This window comes from Microbacterium sp. Leaf288 (assembly GCF_001422925.1).
In the GTDB taxonomy this organism is placed as follows: domain Bacteria; phylum Actinomycetota; class Actinomycetes; order Actinomycetales; family Microbacteriaceae; genus Microbacterium.
This window is the reverse complement of the sequence record NZ_LMNI01000014.1, coordinates 136,431-157,711: the sequence shown is the minus strand read 5'-3', so window position 1 is coordinate 157,711 and position 21,281 is coordinate 136,431. Positions and strand designations below refer to the sequence as shown.

Sequence of the window (21,281 nt, the reverse complement as noted above, 5' to 3'; positions counted from 1 at the left end):
GCCTATGCGCGGGCGGCGACACCGCGCGAGGGCGGGATCCGGGCGGGCGCGAGCGTCAGCGCAGGGCGCCCACGCTCGCGAGCGCCATGCGCACGAGGGTGCCGCGTCCGCCCTCCATCTCGGCGGAGAGGGCATCGGATGCCGCCTCCTCCGGTGTCAGCCAGGTCACCTCGAGCGCGTCCTGACGCGGCTCGCACGTGCCGGTGACGGGGACGACGAACGCGAGCGACACCGCGTGCTGCCGGTCGTCGTGGTAGGCGCTGACGCCCGGGAGCGGGAAGTACTCGGCGACGGTGAAGGGCGTCGGCTGCGGCGGCAGCATCGGGAAGGCCATCGGTCCGAGGTCGTTCTCGAGGTGCCGGAACAGCGCGTCGCGGACGGTCTCGCCGTAGCGCACGCGACCCGACACGATGGTGCGCGAGATCTCCCCGATGGGGGTCGCCCGCAGCAGGATGCCGACTTGTGTGACCTGCCCCATGCCGTCGGTGCGCACCGGAACGCCCTCGACGTAGAGCATGGGCAGCCGTCGACGAGCCTCTTCGAGCTCGATGTCGCTCAGCCACGCGGGGTTCGAGACATTGCCGGCCGGCGGGCCGAACGGCTCGTCGCCCGCAGGTTCGGGGTCGGGAGTGCGCACGGACATGCCTCTTGTATACCCCGCGCGACCCACCCGCGACGAGGACCGCACCCGTTCGGGCCTCGGCCGTGTCGGCGCCGCATGTCAGGATGAGGGCATGCCGGAAGCGCTCGTCCTCGACGCCGACGCCGTGCTGTGGTCGACCGAGCGGTCGGCCCTCGCAGGACGCCACCTCCTCCTGCTCCTGCACGGCTACGGTGCCGACGAGCACGACCTCTATCCCCTGCGCGGCTACCTTCCCGACGCCTTCGTGGTCGCGAGCCTCGCTGCCCCCCTGGTTCCGCCGTGGCCGGCGCCCGGTCGCTCCTGGTACCCGATCGACGGCCTCGACGGCCGCGATCCCTCGCACGTCACGCGCGCGGCAGAGGCCGTCATCGCCTGGGTCGATGCGCACGCGGCGGGCGCAGCATCCGTCGGCCTTCTCGGTTTCTCGCAAGGCGGCGCGGTGTCGCTGCAGGCGATGCGTCTCGACCCTCAGCGGTTCGCGTTCGCCGTGAACCTGTCGGGCTACGTGACTCCCGGGGAGCTGGCGAAGGATGCCGAGCTCGCCGAGCGGAAGCCCCCGGTGTTCTGGGGCCGGGGCACCAACGACGACGTCATCCCCGGCTTTCTCGTCGAGCACACCACGCAGTGGCTGCCCGAACGCGTCGACCTGAGCGGCCGCGTGTACCCGGGCCTCACGCACAGCGTCTCCGAGCAGGAGCTCGACGACGTGCGCATCTTCCTCGACAAGCAGCTCGAGGAGCTCACGACAACCCCAGGTGGTTGAGCGAGCCTGCGAGCCGAAGCCCTGGCCCTGTCCAGGGATGTCGGCTATGGTGGCTGACGGCCTTGTCCCCTCCGTGAGGAACTCCCTTGAAGCTGATCGACGCGACCGCGCTGTAATCGCGCTGCTCCGTCGACTCTCGACGCGCCAGCGCTTGAACCACTTCGCGCTGCCGTCGATCCGCCGCTTCCTCATCCCGCTCCGGCATGCCCGGACGCCGGTCCTGCGGCCCCTCGGTGTCAGCGCACGTCTGACACAGGAGGCCTCATGCCCGCTCACACCCTCACCCCTGCCATCGTCCTCGACCGGGTCTCGTTCGCCTGGCCCGACGGCTCCGCCGCGCTCACGGATGTCTCCGGATCGTTCGGCACCGGCCGCACCGGTCTCGTCGGCCGGAACGGCTCCGGCAAGTCCACGCTCATGCGGCTCATCGCCGGCGAGCTCACGCCCTCGGGCGGTCACATCGCTGGGGCGACGGATGCTGCGTACCTTCCGCAGCGCCTGACGCTCGACGTCGACCGGCCCGTCGCCGACCTGCTCGGCGTGGGCGACACGCTCCGGGCGCTGCGCGCCATCGAGTCCGGCGACGCCGACCCGCGTCACTTCGACGCGGTCGGCTCCGACTGGGACATCGAGGCGCGCGCACACGCGGCCCTCGCCGAAGCCGGTCTGGTCCCCGACATGCTCGACCGCAGCGTCGGGCAGTTGTCGGGCGGCGAGGCGGTGCTCACCGCGATCGCCGGCATCCGCCTGCTGGGCGGAGCTGGGCCCACGCGCCCGGAGGCTCCGCGCGGCGCGCCAGCGCCGCGTGGAGGGGGCGTGGGGACCATCGCGCTGCTCGACGAGCCCACCAACAACCTCGACCGCGAGGCGCGGGCACGCCTGCACGACATGGTGCGCTCGTGGCGCGGTGCCCTCGTCGTGGTGAGCCACGACACGGCCCTGCTCGACCTGATGGACGACACCGCCGAGCTGTACGCGAACGAGCTGTCGACCTTCGGCGGGCCCTACTCCGAGTGGCGCGCGTGGCTGGATGCCGAGCAGGGCGCCGCGCGCGACGCCGAGCGTGCCGCCCGCCAGGCGTTGAAGCGCGAGAAGCGCCAGCGCATCGAGGCCGAGACCACCATCTCGCGCCGAGCCGCGATGGGACAGAAGGCGCAGCTCGAGAAGCGGGTGCCGCCGATCGTCGCGGGCAACCTCAAGCGGGCGGCTCAGGTCTCGGCGGGCAAGCTGCGCGGCGAGAAGGCCGACCGCGAGGCATCCGCTCGGGAAGCCCTCGATACCGCGGAGCGCCGCGTGCGCGACGACGACATCGTGAAGATCGACCTGCCCGACCCGGGTGTTCCGGCCGGGCGCCGCATCGCCACCCTCGGCGACGGCGAGCGCTCGTGGATCATCCAGGGACCCGAGCGGGTCGCGCTGATCGGCCCGAACGGCGCCGGCAAGACGACTCTGCTCGAGAAGCTGGTCGGCTCCGACACCGACCCCGAACCGTTCGCAGGACCACCCACGGACGACGAAGGACAGGGGCCCGAGGATCCGGGCTCGACCGCCGGCCGGTCCCCGACGGTCCTGCAAACGGCGCGCGCCGAGCTGCACACCGACCGTGTCGGGTACCTGCCGCAGCGTGTGGACGGGCTCGACGACGCGGCATCCGTGCTCGACAACGTCGCCCCGTCCGCGCCGAGCGTCACGATCGTGGAGCTGCGCAACCGGCTCGCGCGGTTCCTCATCCGAGGGGCTGCGGTGGAACGCCCGGTGGGGACGCTGTCGGGCGGCGAGCGGTTCCGGGTCGCGCTCGCGCGGCTCATGCTCGCCGACCCGCCGCCGCAGCTGCTGGTGTTCGACGAGCCGACGAACAACCTCGACCTCGACACGGTCGACCAGCTCGTCGACGCGATCGCGGCCTACCGCGGCGCGGTGCTCATCGTGAGCCACGACGACGCGTTCCTCGAACGCCTCGGCGTGAGCCTCGTCCTCGAGCTGGACCGCGACGGCACGCTGACCGAGCGCTGACGCCGGGTCGCGGCATCCCTCTCTCCGGAAGGGGAGACGGATGCCGCGGCCCGGCCCCGCGCGAAGCCGGGGGCTCGCACCCGTGCGGGCACTCACCGACGCGAGCAGGATGGAGCCATGAACGCACTCGTCAGACCTCAGCAGGGCCGATGGATCGCCGGCGTCTGCGCCGCCATCGCAAACCGCTTCGGGTGGAACGTCACCCTCGTGCGCATCCTCACCCTGATCGCGGTCGTCTTCTTCGGCCTGTCGCTGTGGATCTACATCCTGCTGTGGATCGTGGTCCCCTCCGACCGCTGACCCCTGGTGCGGTCGGGCGCGTGAGGCCATGATGAACGCATGCATCGCCTGGTCCGCCCGCTGAAAGGGCGCATGATCGCGGGAGTCTGCCAGGGCATCGCCGACCGCTTCGGCTGCAGCGTGGTGCCTGTGCGTGTGCTCTGGATCGGCTCGACCGTGTTCTTCGGCGTCTCGATCCTGATGTACCTGCTGTTCTGGATCCTCATGCCCGACGAGCGCTGAGTTCGCGTCCGCCTCTCACTGCCAGTCGGCCACAGCACGAGCAAGCGCGCGGACCGCGTCCTCCGCAGACCACGGCGCATCCGTCGGGACGTATGCCGAGAGCATGTTGACCCCGTCGGTCATCGTGTACCCCGCAGCGGTCGTCGACCAGAATCCCGAATCGATCCACGCGGTGATCCCGGGGACCCCGGTTTCAAAAGCCTCGTCGTCGGGGCTGCTCGGCAGAGCCCACGCTCCGCCGGAAGACGAGGAGATCTCCAGCGCTCGAGTTTCGTCTTGCAGGTAGCAGTTCGACCACTTCGACGCTTCGGCTGCCAGCAGGACCCCGGGCAGCGGGGGATCGATGTATCCGCCCTTCGCGCCCGTCAGCTCCGCGCCGAGCTCGCGAGACATGACGCCCGCCAGCGCCTCGCAGTCGAGATCGCCCCACCAACCGGTTCGATCGCGTGTCCAGGGGCGGGATTCTGTCGCCGCAGCGTTTGCGAAGACGACCCCGGCCAGGTCCGACGTCCACGCGTCGATCTGCGCGCGATCCGTCCCAGGGAAGTACTGGAACGATGCGCTCAGCCAGAGCTCAACCGTCTCGGTGCGGCCGGAGCACACCCACTCCGCGACGCAATCGTCGAAGTAGTAGGCCGCCTGATCGACGGGGAACTGAGCGTCGCCCAGCCCTGCGCGTGGGAGGATCTCGATCCGCACCGCGGTGCCCTCTGCCTCCCAGCTGCAGGCGAGTCCACCAACGTTGCCCACCTGTCCCGCGCTGTCAGAACTTGCGAGGGAGAGTTCAGCGCCGGTGACTCTGCGCACATCCTCCGGTGATAGCGCGGAGCCGCAGTCCTCGCCGAACAACGTTGGCGGCTTGTCCCCAGGGCCGACGAGCAGCGCCTCGACAGTGGGGGTGGGCGTGGGGGTGGGTGCCTTCGGGGTCGGCGTCGAAGCCGCCTCGGGCTCGGCCTGCGGTGTGCACGCGGTGAGCGCGCCGAAGGCGACCAGCGCAGCGAGGGCGAGGGAAATTGGTCGTCGCACGTCGTCTCCATCGGGGGGGGTGCAGCGACTCTATCGACAGTGTGCGGGCCTCCCCTCGCGCGTCCCGCAACGATTCGGATACGGACCCTGAACCGCAGGTCTGCCCGGCGGCGGGGCGGTCAGGGCTGCTTCTTCTGGCGGCCCGGGGCGTTGTCGCTGTTGCCGGGGCTGTCCGTGGACTCGTCGGCCGGAGGCTGGGTCTGGGTGGGCTCGGGCGCCGGCGCAGGGACCGCGACCACCGGCTGCTCGGCGGGTGCTTCCGGCTCGGTGGCGGCATCCGTCTCCTCCGCCGGCCCGGTCGTCGGCGTGGAGGACGGCGACGGCGTGGCGGGGATGGATGCCGAGGGCCGCGGCTCCGAGACGGGCGCCGGGTCGGCGGGCACCAGCGGCGCCTGGTTCTGCGATGCTCCGAGGATCGTGGTGACGACCACCAGCAGCGAGAGCCCCAGCGCACCGCAGAGCGCGCCGAGCCCGAACGTCTGCACGCGCCGTGAGCGCATCCACGACCGGTCGGCGAGTGCCGGGTCGGTGCGGCGGGTGAGCGGAGCCGGGGCCGTGGGCTCGCTCGAGGGCATCGGTTCCATCACGGTCCTCGGCGGTGAGCGCGTGCCGGGGGTGCACGCACGGAGGGAGCCTACGCGACGGTCCTGGACGGAACCTGGCCCGATGTCGGCGATCACGACGAAGATGGAGTGATGGGCGACGTCCTCGAGCGATTCGGTCCTGCCACGCAGGACTGGTTCCGCGGCGCCTTCCATGCTCCGACCGACGCCCAGAAGGGCGCGTGGGAGGCGATCTCCGCCGGCAAGCATGCGCTCGTCGTCGCGCCGACCGGTTCGGGCAAGACGCTGTCGGCCTTCCTGTGGGCGATCGACCGCGTCTTCCACGACAAGGCCCCGGCGTCGCCGGCACCCGAGGGCAAGAAGAAGCGACGGGATGCTACGGCCCCCGCCACGCGGATCCTCTACATCTCCCCTCTCAAGGCGCTCGGCGTCGACGTCGAGCGCAACCTCCGGTCGCCGCTCGTCGGGATCGGGCAATCGGCACGGCGCCTCGGCCTCAGCGTCCCCGATGTCACCGTCGGCGTGCGGTCGGGCGACACCCCCGCGGGCGACCGGCGCAAGCTCGTGCAGGCGCCGCCCGACATCCTCATCACGACCCCCGAGTCGCTGTACCTCATGCTCACGAGCCGCGCGGGCGAGACGCTGCGCGACGTCCACACCGTGATCGTCGACGAGGTGCACGCTGTCGCGGCCACGAAGCGCGGAGCGCACCTGGCGGTGAGCATGGAGCGTCTCGATGCGCTGCGACGCTCGTTCGCACCAGATGCTCCGCCCGCGCAGCGCATCGGCTTGTCGGCGACCGTGCGTCCGATCGACGAGGTGGCGCGGTTCCTCGGCGGTGCGGAGCCCGTCGAGATCGTGGCGCCGCGCGCGAGCAAGGCCTTCGACATGAAGGTCGTCGTGCCCATCGGCGACATGCTGAACCCGCCTCCGCCGCCGAGCCCGTTCACCTCCGACGAGCCTGACCCCCGGTCGTTGAGCGAGCGAAGAACGAGCGAGTCGAAACGCCCTGGACCGACGGACGACCTCGATGACGAGCCCATCGACGAGGACTGGTTCGCCGACGGACAGTCCTCGAGCGCGCCACCGCGAGCCTCCGGAGCCGGCGAGACGGAGATGACGGGGTCGGTCTGGCCGCACGTCGAGGAGGCGATCGTCGATCGCATCCTGCTGCACCGCTCGACCATCGTGTTCTGCAACTCCCGTCGCCTCGCCGAACGGCTGACCGGCCGGCTGAACGAGATCTACTCCGAACGCCTCGGACTCGACCTGCCGGATCCGGCGGTGCCCGCCGCGATGATGGCGCAGGCCGGTGCGACGGCGGGGGCAGATCCCGTCCTCGCGAAGGCGCACCATGGATCGGTCTCGAAGGAGCAGCGGGCGCAGGTCGAGGAAGAGCTGAAGTCCGGCATCCTGCGCTGCGTGGTCGCGACCTCGAGTCTCGAGCTCGGCATCGACATGGGGGCGGTCGACCTCGTGATCCAGGTCGAGGCACCGCCGAGTGCGGCTTCGGGACTCCAGCGCATCGGCCGCGCCGGTCACCAGGTCGGCGAGGTGAGCCGCGCCGCCCTCTTCCCGAAGCACCGCGGCGACGTGCTGCACACCGCGATCGTCACCGAGCGCATGCTCGCGGGTCAGATCGAGGCGATCGCGATCCCCCAGAACCCGCTCGACATCCTCGCCCAGCAGACGGTGGCCGCCGCCGCGATCGGTCCCGTCGACGTCGAGGGCTGGTACGAGACGCTCAAGCGCAGTGCGCCCTTCCGTTCCCTCCCCCGCTCCGCCTATGAGGCGACGCTCGACCTCATCGCCGGCAGGTTCCCGTCCGACGAGTTCGCCGAGCTGCGTCCCCGCGTCATCTGGGACCGCGACCTCGGCGTGCTGACCGGTCGCCCGGGGGCACAGCACATCGCCGTGACGAGCGGCGGCACGATCCCCGACCGCGGCCTCTTCGGCGTCTTCATCGCGGGCGAATCCCAGAACGCGCGGGTCGGCGAACTCGACGAGGAGATGGTCTACGAGTCGCGCGTCAACGACGTCTTCACCCTGGGCACCACGAGCTGGCGCATCGTCGAGATCACCCACGATCGCGTCAACGTGCTGCCCGCGTTCGGGCAGCCCGGCAAGGTGCCGTTCTGGCACGGCGACGGCATCGGCCGTCCGGCCGAGCTCGGCGAGGCGCTCGGCAGGTTCTCGCGCGAGGTGTCGGCGGCGGCGCCTGCCAAGGCCGAGTCGCGGCTGCGCGAGGCGGGCCTCGACGAGTTCGCGCAAGACAACCTGCTGGCGTACCTGGCCGAGCAGCGCGAGGCCACCGGCACGCTGCCGACCGACCGTCAGCTCACTGTCGAGCGCGGCAGGGACGAGGTCGGCGACTGGCGCGTGATCCTGCACTCGCCGTACGGCATGCAGGTGCACGCGCCGTGGGCCCTCGCGGTGAACGCCCGCATCCGTGAGCGACTCGGAGTCGACGGATCGGCGGTGGCGAGCGACGACGGGATCATCGCGCGGATTCCGGATGCTGCGGCCGAGCCGCCGGGCGCGGACCTCTTCGTCTTCGATCCCGACGAGCTCGACCAGATCGTCACCGAGGAGGTCGGCGGCTCAGCGCTGTTCGCCTCCCGGTTTCGCGAGTGCGCAGCGCGCGCGCTCCTGATGCCGCGCCGCAACCCCGGCAAGCGCACGCCGCTGTGGCAGCAGCGGCAGCGATCGGCGCAGCTCCTCGAGGTCGCGCGGCGCTATCCGACCTTCCCGATCATCCTCGAGACGCTCCGCGAGGTCCTGCAGGACGTCTACGACGTGCCGTCGCTGCTGCGTCTCATGCGCGGGATCGGCGAGCGGCGCATCCGGCTCATCGAGACCGAACCCGCGCAGCCCTCGCCGTTCGCGCGCGACCTCCTCTTCGGCTACGTCGGCGCGTTCATGTACGAGGGCGACTCGCCGCTCGCCGAGCGCCGCGCCGCGGCGCTCGCCGTCGACCCCGCTCTCCTCTCCGAGCTGCTCGGCAAGGTCGAGATGCGGGAGCTGCTCGACCCTGACGTGATCGCGCAATTCGAGCGCGAGGCTCAGCGCCTCGACCCCGAGCGCCGCGCGCGGGGGCTCGAGGGCGTTGCCGATCTGCTCCGCCTCCTCGGCCCGCTCGACGCGTCGGAGGTGGCGGAGCGCCTCGACCCGGACACCGCCCCCCGCTCGTCGAGCGAGCGAGGAACGAGCGAGACGAAACGCCCCGACCCGACGGGCAACCTCGACCACGCGACCGAGGCCGAGGCATCCGCTCTCCTCGACGCCCTCGTCTCGGCGCGGCGCGCGATCCCGGTGACCATCGCCGGCATCACGCGTATCGCCGCGATCGAAGACGCGGGGCGACTGCGCGATGCCCTCGGCGCGGCGCTGCCTGTCGGCATCCCGACCGCGTTCCTCGAACCTGTGGCCGATCCCCTCGGCGACCTGGTGGCGCGGTACGCGCGCACCCACGCACCCTTCCCGGCGGATGCCGCGGCCGACCGCCTCGGCATCGGCGTGGCCGTCGCCCGGCTGACGCTGCAACGCCTCGAGTCGCAGGGACGCGTCACCAGCGGCTTCTTCCTTCCCGCCCCTTCGACGGGCTCGGGAGCGTCGGGGGCGACGCGCGCGGATGAGACGGAGTGGTGCGACACCGAGGTGCTCCGCCGCCTCCGCATGCGCTCGCTCGCGGCGATCCGCGGCAGCGTCGAGCCGGTGCCGCAGCATGCGTACGCCCGGTTCCTCCCGGTGTGGCAGCACGTGACGCGGCCGCTCGAGGGGATCGACGGCGTCGCCGCGGTCGTCGAGCAGCTCGCGGGCGTGCCGATCCCCGCGAGCGCGTGGGAGTCGCTGGTGCTCCCCGCCCGTGTCGCGGACTACACGTCCGGCATGCTCGACGAGCTCACGGCCACCGGCGAAGTGGTGTGGTCGGGCCACGGCAGTCTCCCCGGCCGCGACGGCTGGATCGCCCTGCACCCCGCTGACGCGGTGCCGCTCACGCTGGCACTCCCGGATGAGGCCGAAGAGGTCGCACCGGGCTCTCTCGACGCGCAGCTGCTCGCGGCGCTCGGCGGCGGGGGGGCGTACTTCGCCGCGCAGCTGCGGCAGACCACCGGCGCCGAGAACGAGCAGTCCGTCGTCGACGCGCTGTGGCGTCTGACATGGGCGGGCCTCGTGACCAACGACACCTTCGCGCCGGTCCGGGCGCTCGTGTCCGGCGGCTCGCAGGCCCATCGGGTGAGCCGCCGCACACCGCGGGCGCGGCTCTACCGGGGTGCGGCGGTGCGAGCGGTGGCAGCATCCGTCCCCGCTCGTCCACCGGCGATCGGCGGCCGGTGGTCGCTGCTTCCGGCGGCCGAACCCGACGCCGCCTTGCGGGCGACCGCGACGGCGAGCCAGCTGCTCGACCGGTACGGTGTGGTGACGCGCGGCGCGGTGCAGTCGGAGGGCGTGCCCGGCGGGTTCGCCCAGACCTATCGCGTGCTGGCGGGCTTCGAGGAAGCGGGCCACTGCCGCCGCGGCTACGTGATCGAGAAGCTGGGCGCCGCGCAGTTCGCGGCCTCGGCCACCGTCGACCGGCTGCGCGAGTTCGCCGGACTCTCCGACCCGCCACCGCTGCGGGCGGTCACGCTGGCGGCGACCGATCCCGCGAACCCCTACGGGGCCGCGCTCGCGTGGCCGGCCCTGGAGGGCGTCTCGCACCGCCCCGGTCGCAAGGCGGGCGCCCTGGTCGTACTGGTCGACGGCGCGCTCACGCTCTACCTCGAGCGGGGCGGCAAGTCGGCCCTCGCCTTCACGGACGACGAAGCGGCGCTGGCCGCCGCCACGCGCGACCTCGCGGCGACCGCTCGCGCACGGCGCCTCGACACCCTCACGATCGAGCAGGTGAACGGCGCGTTCGTCTACGGCACCTCTGTGGGCAGGACGCTTCGCGATGCCGGCTTCGTGGAGTCGCCGCGCGGTCTCACGCTGCGCCGCCTCACCGCGGGCGACGCCCTTCGACAGGCTCAGGGACCGGAGGACAGGGCAGGCGCACGTGCCTGAAGGTGACACCGTCTACCGCGCTGCTCGGCGGCTCGACGCAGCGCTCGCAGGGGCGACGGTGACGCGTTTCGAGCTGCGGGTCCCGCAGCTGGCCACCGCGGACCTGCGCGGCGAGGTGGTGCACGAGGTCGTCTCGCGCGGCAAGCACCTGCTCCACCGCATCGGGTCCTGGACGCTCCACACGCACCTCAAGATGGAGGGCGAATGGCATGTCTACCGGCGCGGCGAACGCTGGCACGCCCCGGCCTTCCGCGCGCGGGCGATCATCGGGGCGACGGCGCCCGACGGCGTCGAGTGGGAGACCGTCGGATTCGACCTCGCCGACATCAAGCTCGTCCCGACCAGCGACGAAGACGATCTCGTCGGCTATCTGGGCCCCGATCCGCTGTCCGACTCGTGGGATCACGAGGAGGCCGTCCGCCGCCTTGCCGCCGACACCCGCGCGGTGCATGTCGCCGTGCAGGACCAGCGCAACATCGCGGGCTTCGGCAACGAGTATGCGAACGAGATCCTGTTCGTGCGCGGCGTCCTGCCCACGACGCCCGCGAATGAGACGGATGCTGCGGCCATCGTGGACCTCGGAGCCCGCATGATCCGCGCGAACCGCAACCGTTCGGGACGCACCTTCACGGGTGACGCGCGCGCCGGCCGATCGACGTGGGTGTATCGGCGAGAAGGGCGCCCGTGCCGCCGATGCGGCACTCTCATCCTGGGCGGCAGCCTCGGGGCGGATCCGACGCGCGAGCGCATCGTGTTCTGGTGCCCGACCTGCCAGCGCTGAGTCTCGGTGCCAACCCACCTGAACCCCGGTTCCCGCACGGTTTGATCACGATCCCCGGCGGACGAAGTGTCGCACGGGGGCGAGGCATCCGTTTCCCCCACGTCGTGCCACCGCGGAAACGCCGCGGTTTCCTGACCGTCACACAAGCCCGGACGATCTGTCCCACTGGGCGGCGGCACCGGCCCGGATCGTCCGGTTCGGCCGCGGCTCCGTTGCGGGCGCCTACGTCGCCATATTGAATACCTCCACACCCGATAGGCCGTGCATCGTCGCGCGGCCCGCACCAGAAGGACCCTCACGAGGTGACGATGTCCACAGGCACGGCGACCGCAGCGCAGGCTTCGGCGGAGCAGGTTCCCCCCGACGGCGACGGCGCACGCGGGGCCGTCACCCTGTCGGGAATCACGAAGTACTACGGCGAGCAGCTCGCGGTCGACGACCTGTCACTCGAGATCCAGCCCGGCGAGTTCATCTCGCTGCTCGGGCCCTCGGGCTGCGGCAAGACCACCACACTGCGGATGATCGCGGGGTTCGAACACCCCGATGCCGGTGACATCCGCATCTCCGGCCGCTCGGTGCTCGCCGCGCCGCCGTACAGGCGCGACGTCAACACGGTCTTCCAGGCCTACGCACTCTTTCCGCACCTGTCGGTCGCGGAGAACGTCGCCTACGGGCTGCAGCAGCGGCGCACGCCGAAGGCGGAGGTGCGCGATCGCGTCACCCAGGCCCTCGACATGGTGCAGATGCGGCAGTACGGCGACCGCAAGCCGACGCAGCTGTCAGGCGGACAGCAGCAGCGCATCGCGCTGGCCCGCGCCCTGGTGAACCGGCCTGCGGTGCTCCTGCTCGACGAGCCGCTCGGGGCGCTGGACCGCCAGCTGCGCGAGGAGATGCAGCTCGAGCTGAAGCTGCTGCAGTCCCGCCTGGGCATCACGTTCGTCTTCGTCACGCACGACCAGGGCGAAGCCCTGTCGATGAGCGATCGCATCGCGATCATGCGCGCCGGCCGCATCGAGCAGCTCGCCGACGCCGACACCGTCTACGCGCGACCGGCTTCGGCGTATGTCGCCGCATTCGTCGGGCAGCAGAACTTCTTCCGCGGACCGGCCGCGGAGGCCGGGGCGGCGATCACCTCTCCGCACGCGCTGGTGCGGGCCGCGTCACCCGTGCTCACGACCACGAACCTCGGCGAGGCCGCGGTGCGGCCCGAGTTCATCCGCATCGAGAAGGCGCCGTCGGCGGACTCAGCGACCGCCGGCCAGAGCTCTCCGGACCCGAACACGGCCCGCGGCGAGCTGATCGGGGTGTCGCACCTCGGCGACACGATGCAGTACCTGGTGCGGCTCGGCGCCGACCAGAGCCTCATCGTGCGGCGGCCGACGCCGGACGCCCCGCCCCTCGCGATCGGGGACCCGGTCCTCTGCACGTGGGCGGCGCATCACGTGCTGCTGTTCCCCGCCGCCGACGAAGACGCGGCGCAGCAGGGCGGCTACGTCGCACCGCCGACCGCCTGACCCGACGACTCGACCCGCACCCGACGCTCCTCCGCACGACCTGCACGCCCGCCGCACGCCCGCAGCCGCAGCATCCGTCTCGGCTCCCGACCCGACTCCAGGAGTACCCGATGACCCAGCCTCGTACGCCGCTTCGCATCCTCGCCCCCGAGGGTGCGGCGCCTCTGATCGCCCGCGAGCTGTCCCGCCGGCGCTTCCTGAGTCTCGCCGCGCTCGCCGGCGGCGCAACGGTGCTGGCGGCCTGCACCCCCGGCGGCGGCGGAGCGCCCGCCCCTCAGGCGACCGGCGGGGCCCTCGAGGACAGCCTGTCGGTGTACACGTGGGCGGAGTACGACGCACCCGAGGTCGTCGAGGCGTTCACCGCCGATCTCGGACCGAAGGTCACGCTCGACTCGTATGGATCCAACGAGGAACTCATCGCCAAGCTCGTCGCGGCGAAGGGCACGTCGGGCTACGACATCGTCGTGCCCACGGGCGTCTTCATCCCGCAGATGATCGAGCAGGGGCTGCTCCAGAAGCTCAACAAGGACCTGCTCCCCAACCTCTCGAACATGGACCCGGCCTTCCTCGGCCGCGCGTGGGATCCGAACAACGACTACTCGATCTGCAAGGCGTGGGGGACGACGGGCTACGTCTACGACAAGACCGTGATCACCCGCGAGCTGACGACGTGGGCCGACTACTTCGATGCCGCGCAGAACGAGGCGAGCGGGAAGACCGCCATGTCCGACGATCCCGCCGGCGTCGTCGGATCGTACTTCTGGGCCAACGACCTGGACTGGAACACCGACGACCCCGACGAGCTCGAGGCGGCACGCGCCTTCCTCGTCGAGAAGATCGCCCCCCACGTCGCGGCGTTCGACTCCGCCGCCGGCGCCAACACGATTCCGCAGGGCACACACGCCCTGCTCATGGCCTGGAACGGCGACGCGCGGCTCGGCATCCAGGAGTCGTCCGACCCCGACCGCTGGCAGTGGGTGCTGCCCGGCCCGCAGACCGAGCTGTGGATGGACAACTGGGCGATCGCGACCGGGGCGGCCCACCCTGAGGCCGCCCACGCCTTCATCGACTTCGCGATGATCCCGGAGAACCAGCTGCTGAACCTCGAGTGGGTCGGCTACAACGTCGGCGGCAAGGACATGCAGGGCGCGGCCGAGGAGGCCGAAGTCGAGCGTCTCGACATGATCTTCTTCACGCCCGAGCAGCTCGAGAGCATGCACGAGCAGGTGCTCAACGACTCGCTGAGCACTCGGGTCGAGATCTACAACGAGGTGAAGGCTGCCGCCGGTGCGTAATCGCGCCACCGGTGCGGTGGGGCCCGCGCTCGCGGTCCCCGCCTGGGCGTGGCTGCTCCTCTTCTTCGTCGCGCCGGTCGCCATGGTCGTGTGGTTCAGCTTCGGCTACAAGCCCGGCGTGTTCGGCACCCACGCCAACGACGTCCTTTCGTTCGACCGGTACGTCGAGGCCATCTCGCCGACCTTCTTGGCGACCTTCCAGAACACCCTGTGGGTGGGGATCATCGGCACGGTGCTCTGTTTCGCGATCGGGGCGCCGGTCGCGTACTGGATGGCCTTCAAGGTCAAACCTCAGCGCCGCGGCATCCTGATCGCGCTCGTCCTCGTGCCGTTCTGGACCAACTTCCTCGTCCGGACGATCGGCTGGCAGGTGATCCTCGCTCCCGAGGGGTGGCTGTCGACCGTGCTTCAGGGCATCGGCGTGCTCGACGGCCCGCTCGAGCTGCTCTACACGCGCGCGGCCGTGATCATCGGCGTGGTCTACAACTACCTGCCGCTGATGGTCCTTCCGCTGTTCGTCGCATTCGACCGCGTCGGGCCGGCACTGCGCGAGGCATCGAAGGACCTCGGCGCCGGCAAGATCGTGACCTTCTTCCGCGTCACGCTGCCGCTGTCGCAGCCGGGCATCATCGCGGGCGTGCTGCTGGTCTTCATCCCGCTGATGGGCGACTACATCACCGCCACGGTGCTGGGCGGCGCCAAGGGCAACATGGTGGGTCAGCTCGTCGCCGGACAGTTCCAGACCGCGCAGAACTGGGCGCTGGGATCGGCGATGGCGGTGCTCCTCATGCTCTTGATCATGGTGGCGATCGGGGTGTGCGCCGTGATCATCTGGCTCGTCGCGCTGCCGTTCCGCTCTCGCAACCGGCTGGTTCTCGGGCCGGTTCCCGAGAACGCGAAGACGGATGCTGCCCCCGCCGCGATCCTGGAGGCCACGACGTGACCACGCAGACCGAGACCGAGACCGAGACGATCCTTCAGGCAGAGACGCGGGCGGCGCGCCCGGGCGCCGCGCCGCGCCGGCGCCCCCGCAGGTCGTGGTCGGACGTCGCCTTCGGCGTCTGGGGCCTGATCGTCATGCTGTTCCTGTTCCTGCCGATCATCGTGATCGTCGTGCACTCGTTCAACACCGGCCGCCTGCTGGCGGTGTGGGACGGGTTCGGCTTCGACGCCTTCACCTCCATCCTGGTCAAGCCGGCGATTCAGAACGCCGTGCGGGTATCGCTCATCACGGCGCTGATCGCGGCGATCATCGCGACGGTCCTCGGCACCCTGGCCGGGATCGCGATGGCGCGGCACCCCGGCAAGTGGGTGTGGTGGTTCCTGGGGCTCCTTCTGCTGGTGTCGGTCACGCCCGAGATCGTCGACGCTGTGGCGCTCCTCCCCTTCATGGTCTTCCTCGGTCAGGACCTCGGCCTGTCGATGTTCAACGACGGCATCGTGCGCCTGTCGGTCGGCTCGTCGCTGTTCGCGACCGCGGTCGTGTCGTACATCGTGCGTGCGCGGCTGGTGGGTCAGGACGCGCAGCTGGAGGAGGCATCCGCCGATCTCTACGCCACGCCCCTCACGACGTTCCGCCGGATCACCCTCGCGCTCGCGATGCCCGCGGTGCTCGCCGGCTTCCTGCTGGCGTTCACGCTGAGTCTCGACAACACGATCGTGGCGGCCTTCGTGCAGGTGTCGGGCACGACGCCGTGGCCCGTGTACGTGCTCAGCGCACTGCGGACCGGGCTGCGTCCCGAGATCGCGGCGGTGTCGACGATCATGCTCCTGCTGACGCTCGTCGCGCTGGCCCTCGTCGCGCTCGTGCTCAAGCGCGCGGGCGACTCCGCGACGCAGATCGCGCGGACGATGACGGGCGGCTGATGCGTTTGTGCGACCCTATGCTGTTGCGGTGACCCGACTCCTGCTCCTCATCGACATCCAGCGCGACTACTTCCCCGGCGGGCGGCACCCGCTCGTCGACCCGGACTCCGCCGCCGATGCCGCCGCGCGACTGCTCGCCGGTTTCCGCACGTCGGGCGAGCGGGTCGTGCACGTCCAGCACGTGTGGGACGCACCGGATGCCGCGTTCTTCGCCCCCGCAACCCCCGGGGTGGAGTTCGATCCGCGGGTCGCACCCGACGGCGAGGAGCACGTCATCGTCAAGCACGAGCCGAACGCGTTCCTCGGCACGGGGCTCGAGTCGCTGCTGCGCGCAGCAGACGCCGACGAGATCGTCGTCGCGGGCATGATGTCGAGCATGTGCGTGGACGCCACCGTGCGGGCGGCGTCCGACCTCGGCTTCACCATCGCCGTCGCGCAGGACGCGTGCGCCGCTCCCGACCTCGCCTACGACGGCCGCACGGTGCCGGGCGCCCAGGTGCACCTCGCCTTCATGGCGGCGCTCGACGGCACGTATGCCCGCGTCGCCGACGTCGATGCGCTCGTGGGCGAGCTCGTCTCCGGCTGAGGCCGCGACAACCTGTCCGACCCGCCGGACAACTTCCGACACGCAAGCCCCGCATCGACCCGGCAGACGCGTGAGGATGGGAGCACCACACACCGCATCGGAGTTGATAACCGTGGGCACGACCGTCTTCGAACGACAGCGGCCGGCAGCATCCGTCGTCCGGCATTCCCTCGCCGACACGAAGCACTCGGTGTTCTGGCGCGACGACCTTCCCGACAGCCTCCTTCCCGACAGGCCCGCGCTCGTCGGCACGCACCATGCCGACCTCGTCGTCGTGGGTGGCGGATACACGGGGCTGTGGACGGCGCTCCTCGCCACCGAGCGCGACCCCGACGCGAAGGTCGTGGTCGTCGAGGCGCAGCGCGTCGGCTGGGCGGCGTCGGGCCGCAACGGCGGCTTCTGCGAGGCCAGCCTCACCCACGGCGACGAGAACGGCATGGCCCGCTGGCCGAAGGAGATGACCACGCTCGACCGGCTCGGGCACGAGAATCTCGATGCGATCGAGGCCTCCGAGGCCCGCTTCGGCATGGACTTCCAGTTCGAGCGCACCGGGCAGCTCGCTCCCGCGATCGAGCCGCACCAGGTGGAGTGGCTGAAGGAGTGGGCGGCCGAGGGCGAAGAGGGCGTGGTCTATCTCGACCGGACCGAGGCCCAGGCATCCGTCCACTCCCCCACGTACCTCGCTGCGGTGTGGGAGAAGAACGCGTGCGGCATGGTCCATCCCGCGCGTATGGCCGCCGAGCTCGCCCGGGTCTGCGAGGAACGCGGTGTCGTGATCTTCGAGCGCTCCCACGTCACCGGCCTCGACACGAGCGGACCGGGCGTGGTCGTGACGACGCCCGAGGGCCGGGTGGAGGCCTCTCGGGCCGCGCTCGGCACCAACGTGTTCCCCTCGCTCATCAAGCGCAACCGGCTCATGACGGTTCCCGTGTACGACTACGTGCTCATGACGGAGCCGCTGAACGACATCCAGCTCACGTCGATCGGCTGGCAGGACCGCCAGGGCATCGGCGACATGGCGAACCAGTTCCACTACTACCGGATCACCAAGGACAACAGGATCCTGTTCGGCGGCTACGACGCGATCTACCGGTACGGACGCAAGGTGAATCCCGAGTACGAGAACAGGCCCGAGACCTGGGCCAAGCTCGCGAGCCATTTCTTCACCACCTTCCCGCAGCTCGAAGGGCTGCGCTTCACGCACCAGTGGGCCGGCGCGATCGACACCTCGACCCAGTTCACGGCGTTCTTCGGCACCGCCCGCGACCGCCGTGTCGCGTACGCCGCCGGTTTCACCGGGCTCGGCGTCGGATCGACCCGCTTCGCCGGCGAGGTCATGCTCGACCTGCTCGACGGTGTCGAGAACGAGCGCACTCAGCTCGAGATGGTGCGCAAGCGCCCGCTCCCGTTCCCTCCCGAGCCCGCGGCGTCCATGGGCATCAACGCCACCCGCTGGTCTCTGGACCGTGCCGACCACAACAAGGGCAAGCGCAACCTGCTGCTGAAGACGCTCGACGCGCTCGGTCTGGGGTTCGACTCGTGAACCCCGCGATCGTGACGGATGCCGCGTCCCTCGAGCTCGACCTCGAGCCGCTGCCCGCCGACCAGGTGGTGCAGGGCACCCCTGCCACGGGGTTCGCCGAACTCGGCGGGTTCGGGGGGACCGAGCTCGGCGTGTGGGAGCACACGCCGGGCGCGTCGACCGACGTCGAGGCCGACGAGGTCTTCGTCGTGCTGTCCGGCTCGGCCACCGTGGCGTTCGACGACCCGACCCTCGAGCCGATCGAGCTCCGAGCGGGGTCGATCGCGCGCCTGACAGCAGGCATGCGCACGGTGTGGACGGTGCGCGAGACGCTCCGCAAGGTCTACATCGCGGGCTGACTCCGGGCTCACCACCGATCCCCGCGTCTGCGGCGCAGCCAGAGGTCGCACGGCTTCGTGGACCCGCGCCTCGCGCCGCGGCAGGGTCTCACCTCGTCGGTCTTCGACCAGTAGACGTTCATCAGCACCTCGCAGTCGCAGAAGCCGCCGCCGCTCTCGAGGCGCCCCTCGAGCGCGACGGCACGCGGCGCCAGTGCGTCGCGGTAGGTGCGCGCCAGGCGCAGCGAACCGTCGCAGGGGGCGTCGCGCAGGACGCGGTCGAGATAGCACGCCAGGCATTCACCATCCCGCGCAGCGATGATCGCGGCGGCGAGCTGACGGACGAACGATTCGGCTTGGATATCGATGGCTGTTTCCATGGCGAGAGCATGGCTGGGGCCTCCGACATCGAAGTGCTAGCATTGCCAGCAGTCGAAGGGAGCAGCCGTGGGTGCCATCACCGTCCGCAACCTCGATGACGAGGTTCAGCAGCGCCTGAAGGAGCGAGCCGCCGCGCACGGCCGGTCGATGGAGGCGGAAGCGCGAGCGATCCTGACGAGCGCGGTGTCGCCCAGCAGCATGATCGTCGATTGGATCGACGCGGCGAGCAGTCTCGCCATCGACCTCGAACCACCCGCGCGCAGCCTCCCCCGCGAGCTCGATCTGTCGTGATCATCCTCGACACGAATGTGCTGTCCGAACCGCTGCGCTCGACGCCTGACACCGCTGTCGTCGCCTGGATGAAGTCGCGGACCGATGCCGCGATCACCGCGGTCTCCGTCGCGGAGCTCCTTGTCGGAGCCAGGCGGCTTCCGGAGGGTGCGCGCCGCGAGCGACTGATCGCGGCCATCGACTCGATCCTCTCGGGGAGTCGCGTGCTGCCATTCGACGAGCGAGCCGCCCGGAGCTACGCACGCCTGCAGGAGGCGCGCCGGATCGCCGGACGCCCGTTGTCTGTGGAGGACGGGATGATCGCCGCGATTGCGGCCGCACACGGTGCGACGCTTGCGACGCGCAACCCGAAGGACTTCGAGGATCTCGGCATCGACCTCGTCGACCCCTGGGAGCCCGCGGACGCGTAGACGCGTCAGCGTCCGGCCGACCTCCGCACGAGCAGCGCCAGATGCAACGCGGTCTGGGTCTCGCCGTCGTCGAGATCGGTGCCCAGCAGCTCCTCGATGAGCGCGATGCGCTGATAGAACACCGAACGCGAGAGATGGGATGCCGCAGCCGCCGCGGTGCGATTACCGGGGTGGGCGAGCATCGCCTCGAGGACGTCGAGCAGGTCACCCGACCGCGAGAGGTCGTAGGCGATGAGTGGGGCGAGCATCCGTTCGCCATGCTCGAGCACGCGATGGTCATCACGCAGGGCGGTGACCAACTGCACGAGCGGACGGTTCTCGGCGCGTCGCAGATGCGGACCGCGCCCCGAGCGCCGCCTCCGACCGCCCGCGAGATCGACCGCCTCGTGCACCGAGGCGAGCGCGGCATCGATGCCCTCGGCGCTGCGCCCGACCGAGACGGTGACGCGCTCGACGTCCGCGGCGTCGACGAGCGCGCGCACGAACGCGACCACGGCCGCATCGTCGAACACGGCGTCCGGCGGCAGCGACACCAGCATCGTGGTCGCCGGCGCCACGACGCCCGCCGGCGCCGAGCCCGCCAGCGCGCGCCCTCGCAGGGCGCGGGCGGCAGCATCCGCCCGCTCCACCGCGACCGGCGCGCCCGACACGACCAGCCCGTGGAGCTTGGCGCCCCGCAGCGGCAGGCCGGCCGCCTCGAGGCGCGCGGCGGCGCCGCCGACACCGGCGAAGCGTCCGGCGAGCAGCCCGTCGACCAGGCGCCGCCGGCCGATGCGCGCCCATTCGTCGGCGTCGCCGTCGGCGAGACGGCCGACCGCAAGGGCGATCGCGCCCTGCTCGAGCACGGCGGCCCGCCCGGCCGCGTGCTCCGGTCCGGGCAGCGCGATGAGATTTCCCCAGCGGATGCCTCGTGCCTCGACCGGGACGATCAGCCAGTCGTCCGCTCCGGCCGGGATGCCGCGCTCCCGGCGATGCTCGGAGCGCCGGTGCGCGGAGCGCGATCGCAGCTCCCACTCGGTGAAGAGCTCCTCCTCCATCGCGAGCGGCACCTCTGCCGCGACGACCTCGTAACCGAGGTTCTCGAGCACGATGGGCGCGCCGAGCGTCTGCGCGAGCTGGTGGACGATGAAGTCCGCGGGCGATCCGCGCAGCACCAGCGCCGTGAACCGCTCGCGCACCTCGTCGCGCGCGCGCAGCGCGTCGGTCTGTCCTGTGATGATGCGACTGTGGACGGCCTCGGTGACCGTGACGAACTTCAGCTCCCGGTGCAGCACGACCAAGGCGAGGCCTCGTTCGCGGGCGGCCTCGATGACCACGGCGGGGACGTACCGGTAGTGCGTGCCCAGCTCGAGCACGAGGCCGGAGAGCCCCGCGTCGGCGAGCTCGTCGATGAACCGGCGCAGATCTCCCGGCTCCACCGGCCACGACGAACCGGTCGACAGCAGCATCTCGCCGCCGTCCAGCAGGCGAGCAACGCCCGCACTGTCGGAGACGTGCAGCCAGCGCACGCGCGCATCGAGCGCATCGTCGCCGACGAGCACTTCGGGAACCCCTTGCGCGACCGCTTCGAGCGCGATCACTTCGCGCACGGTCGGGAGGATCTCATCTGCGGATCGATCTACCGGACGATCCGTGTGGATCGTCCGATCTTCGCGACGGTCGGGCACCGTGGCCGCCTCTTCTTCTCTGACAGGCTGGGACCCGTCCAGCCTAGGGGATCACCA

The 21,281-nt window shown here is 71.1% G+C and carries 20 protein-coding genes; 15 read left to right on the top strand and 5 right to left on the bottom strand.

The window, feature by feature from the left end; genetic code table 11:
* Positions 1-55: 55 nt before the first annotated feature.
* Positions 56-643 carry an NUDIX hydrolase family protein gene (locus ASF40_RS19645; RefSeq protein WP_056372309.1) on the bottom strand — a complete coding sequence of 196 codons (588 nt, stop codon included), beginning with the start codon at positions 641-643 and terminating at the stop codon, positions 56-58.
* 91 nt (positions 644-734) lie between these two features.
* On the opposite strand from ASF40_RS19645, the gene ASF40_RS19640 reads away from it, so the two are divergent.
* From ASF40_RS19640 to ASF40_RS19625, 4 genes are all read left to right on the top strand, one after another.
* A complete protein-coding gene (locus ASF40_RS19640; protein WP_056372307.1) occupies positions 735-1,406 on the top strand; it encodes an alpha/beta hydrolase in 672 nt (223 codons plus the stop codon).
* A 264-nt stretch (positions 1,407-1,670) separates the two neighbouring features.
* Positions 1,671-3,419, top strand: coding sequence for an ABC-F family ATP-binding cassette domain-containing protein (locus ASF40_RS19635; protein WP_056372306.1), 1,749 nt, complete (start codon positions 1,671-1,673; stop codon positions 3,417-3,419).
* Positions 3,420-3,536: 117 nt separating this feature from the next.
* Entirely contained in the window at positions 3,537-3,719 is a 183-nt protein-coding gene (locus ASF40_RS19630; protein ID WP_056372304.1) for a PspC domain-containing protein, read from the top strand.
* Between the two features lie 39 nt (positions 3,720-3,758).
* On the top strand, positions 3,759-3,941 hold the full coding sequence (locus tag ASF40_RS19625; protein WP_056372302.1) for a PspC domain-containing protein: 183 nt from the start codon (positions 3,759-3,761) through the stop codon (positions 3,939-3,941).
* Between the two features lie 15 nt (positions 3,942-3,956).
* Here ASF40_RS19625 and ASF40_RS19620 read toward each other — a convergent pair whose 3' ends face one another.
* Together ASF40_RS19620 and ASF40_RS19615 are read right to left on the bottom strand one after the other, a co-directional pair.
* On the bottom strand, positions 3,957-4,967 hold the full coding sequence (locus ASF40_RS19620; RefSeq protein ID WP_157549832.1) for a hypothetical protein: 1,011 nt from the start codon (positions 4,965-4,967) through the stop codon (positions 3,957-3,959).
* A gap of 119 nt (positions 4,968-5,086) precedes the next feature.
* Entirely contained in the window at positions 5,087-5,551 is a 465-nt protein-coding gene (locus ASF40_RS19615) for a hypothetical protein (protein WP_056372298.1), read from the bottom strand.
* A gap of 111 nt (positions 5,552-5,662) precedes the next feature.
* Between ASF40_RS19615 and ASF40_RS19610 the strand changes: the two genes are divergently transcribed.
* The 9 genes from ASF40_RS19610 to ASF40_RS19570 all read left to right on the top strand — a co-directional run bounded on the left by ASF40_RS19610 (position 5,663) and on the right by ASF40_RS19570 (position 18,496).
* Positions 5,663-10,573 (top strand): Lhr family ATP-dependent helicase, encoded by a 4,911-nt coding sequence (locus ASF40_RS19610; protein ID WP_056372296.1) that lies wholly within the window; start codon positions 5,663-5,665, stop codon positions 10,571-10,573.
* Complete coding sequence (locus ASF40_RS19605; protein ID WP_056372294.1) at positions 10,566-11,354, top strand: DNA-formamidopyrimidine glycosylase family protein; 789 nt, start codon at positions 10,566-10,568, stop codon at positions 11,352-11,354. The genes ASF40_RS19610 and ASF40_RS19605 overlap by 8 nt, the downstream gene beginning before the upstream one ends.
* A 308-nt stretch (positions 11,355-11,662) precedes the next feature.
* A complete protein-coding gene (locus tag ASF40_RS19600; RefSeq protein ID WP_056372291.1) occupies positions 11,663-12,868 on the top strand; it encodes an ABC transporter ATP-binding protein in 1,206 nt (401 codons plus the stop codon).
* A 110-nt stretch (positions 12,869-12,978) separates the two neighbouring features.
* The gene (locus ASF40_RS19595) at positions 12,979-14,163 is read left to right on the top strand and encodes a polyamine ABC transporter substrate-binding protein (RefSeq protein ID WP_056372289.1); all 1,185 of its coding nucleotides are present in this window, start codon (positions 12,979-12,981) and stop codon (positions 14,161-14,163) included.
* A complete protein-coding gene (locus ASF40_RS19590) occupies positions 14,156-15,106 on the top strand; it encodes an ABC transporter permease (RefSeq protein WP_056372287.1) in 951 nt (316 codons plus the stop codon). Before ASF40_RS19595 ends, ASF40_RS19590 begins: the two co-directional genes overlap by 8 nt.
* Positions 15,103-16,029 (top strand): ABC transporter permease, encoded by a 927-nt coding sequence (locus ASF40_RS19585; protein ID WP_327037413.1) that lies wholly within the window; start codon positions 15,103-15,105, stop codon positions 16,027-16,029. The genes ASF40_RS19590 and ASF40_RS19585 overlap by 4 nt, the downstream gene beginning before the upstream one ends.
* 28 nt (positions 16,030-16,057) lie before the next feature.
* Positions 16,058-16,615 carry a cysteine hydrolase family protein gene (locus tag ASF40_RS19580; RefSeq protein ID WP_056372284.1) on the top strand — a complete coding sequence of 186 codons (558 nt, stop codon included), beginning with the start codon at positions 16,058-16,060 and terminating at the stop codon, positions 16,613-16,615.
* Between the two features lie 112 nt (positions 16,616-16,727).
* Positions 16,728-18,158, top strand: a complete 1,431-nt coding sequence (locus ASF40_RS19575) for an NAD(P)/FAD-dependent oxidoreductase (protein ID WP_056372282.1) — start codon at positions 16,728-16,730, stop codon at positions 18,156-18,158.
* Positions 18,155-18,496: a cupin domain-containing protein gene (locus tag ASF40_RS19570; protein WP_235560298.1), complete on the top strand. Its 342-nt coding sequence runs from the start codon at positions 18,155-18,157 to the stop codon at positions 18,494-18,496. The genes ASF40_RS19575 and ASF40_RS19570 overlap by 4 nt, the downstream gene beginning before the upstream one ends.
* 8 nt (positions 18,497-18,504) lie before the next feature.
* Here the strand turns inward: ASF40_RS19570 and ASF40_RS19565 are convergent, their stop codons facing one another.
* Positions 18,505-18,855, bottom strand: coding sequence for a DUF2695 domain-containing protein (locus ASF40_RS19565; protein ID WP_056372281.1), 351 nt, complete (start codon positions 18,853-18,855; stop codon positions 18,505-18,507).
* Positions 18,856-18,922: 67 nt separating this feature from the next.
* Here ASF40_RS19565 and ASF40_RS19560 point away from each other — a divergent pair, with 67 nt between their 5' ends.
* Together ASF40_RS19560 and ASF40_RS19555 are read left to right on the top strand one after the other, a co-directional pair.
* Entirely contained in the window at positions 18,923-19,147 is a 225-nt protein-coding gene (locus ASF40_RS19560) for a FitA-like ribbon-helix-helix domain-containing protein (protein ID WP_045301358.1), read from the top strand.
* Positions 19,144-19,557, top strand: coding sequence for a type II toxin-antitoxin system VapC family toxin (locus ASF40_RS19555; RefSeq protein ID WP_056372279.1), 414 nt, complete (start codon positions 19,144-19,146; stop codon positions 19,555-19,557). Before ASF40_RS19560 ends, ASF40_RS19555 begins: the two co-directional genes overlap by 4 nt.
* Before the next feature lie 5 nt (positions 19,558-19,562).
* Here ASF40_RS19555 and ASF40_RS19550 read toward each other — a convergent pair whose 3' ends face one another.
* Positions 19,563-21,146: a PucR family transcriptional regulator gene (locus ASF40_RS19550; RefSeq protein WP_056372405.1), complete on the bottom strand. Its 1,584-nt coding sequence runs from the start codon at positions 21,144-21,146 to the stop codon at positions 19,563-19,565.
* Between the last annotated feature and the right edge of the window lie 135 nt (positions 21,147-21,281).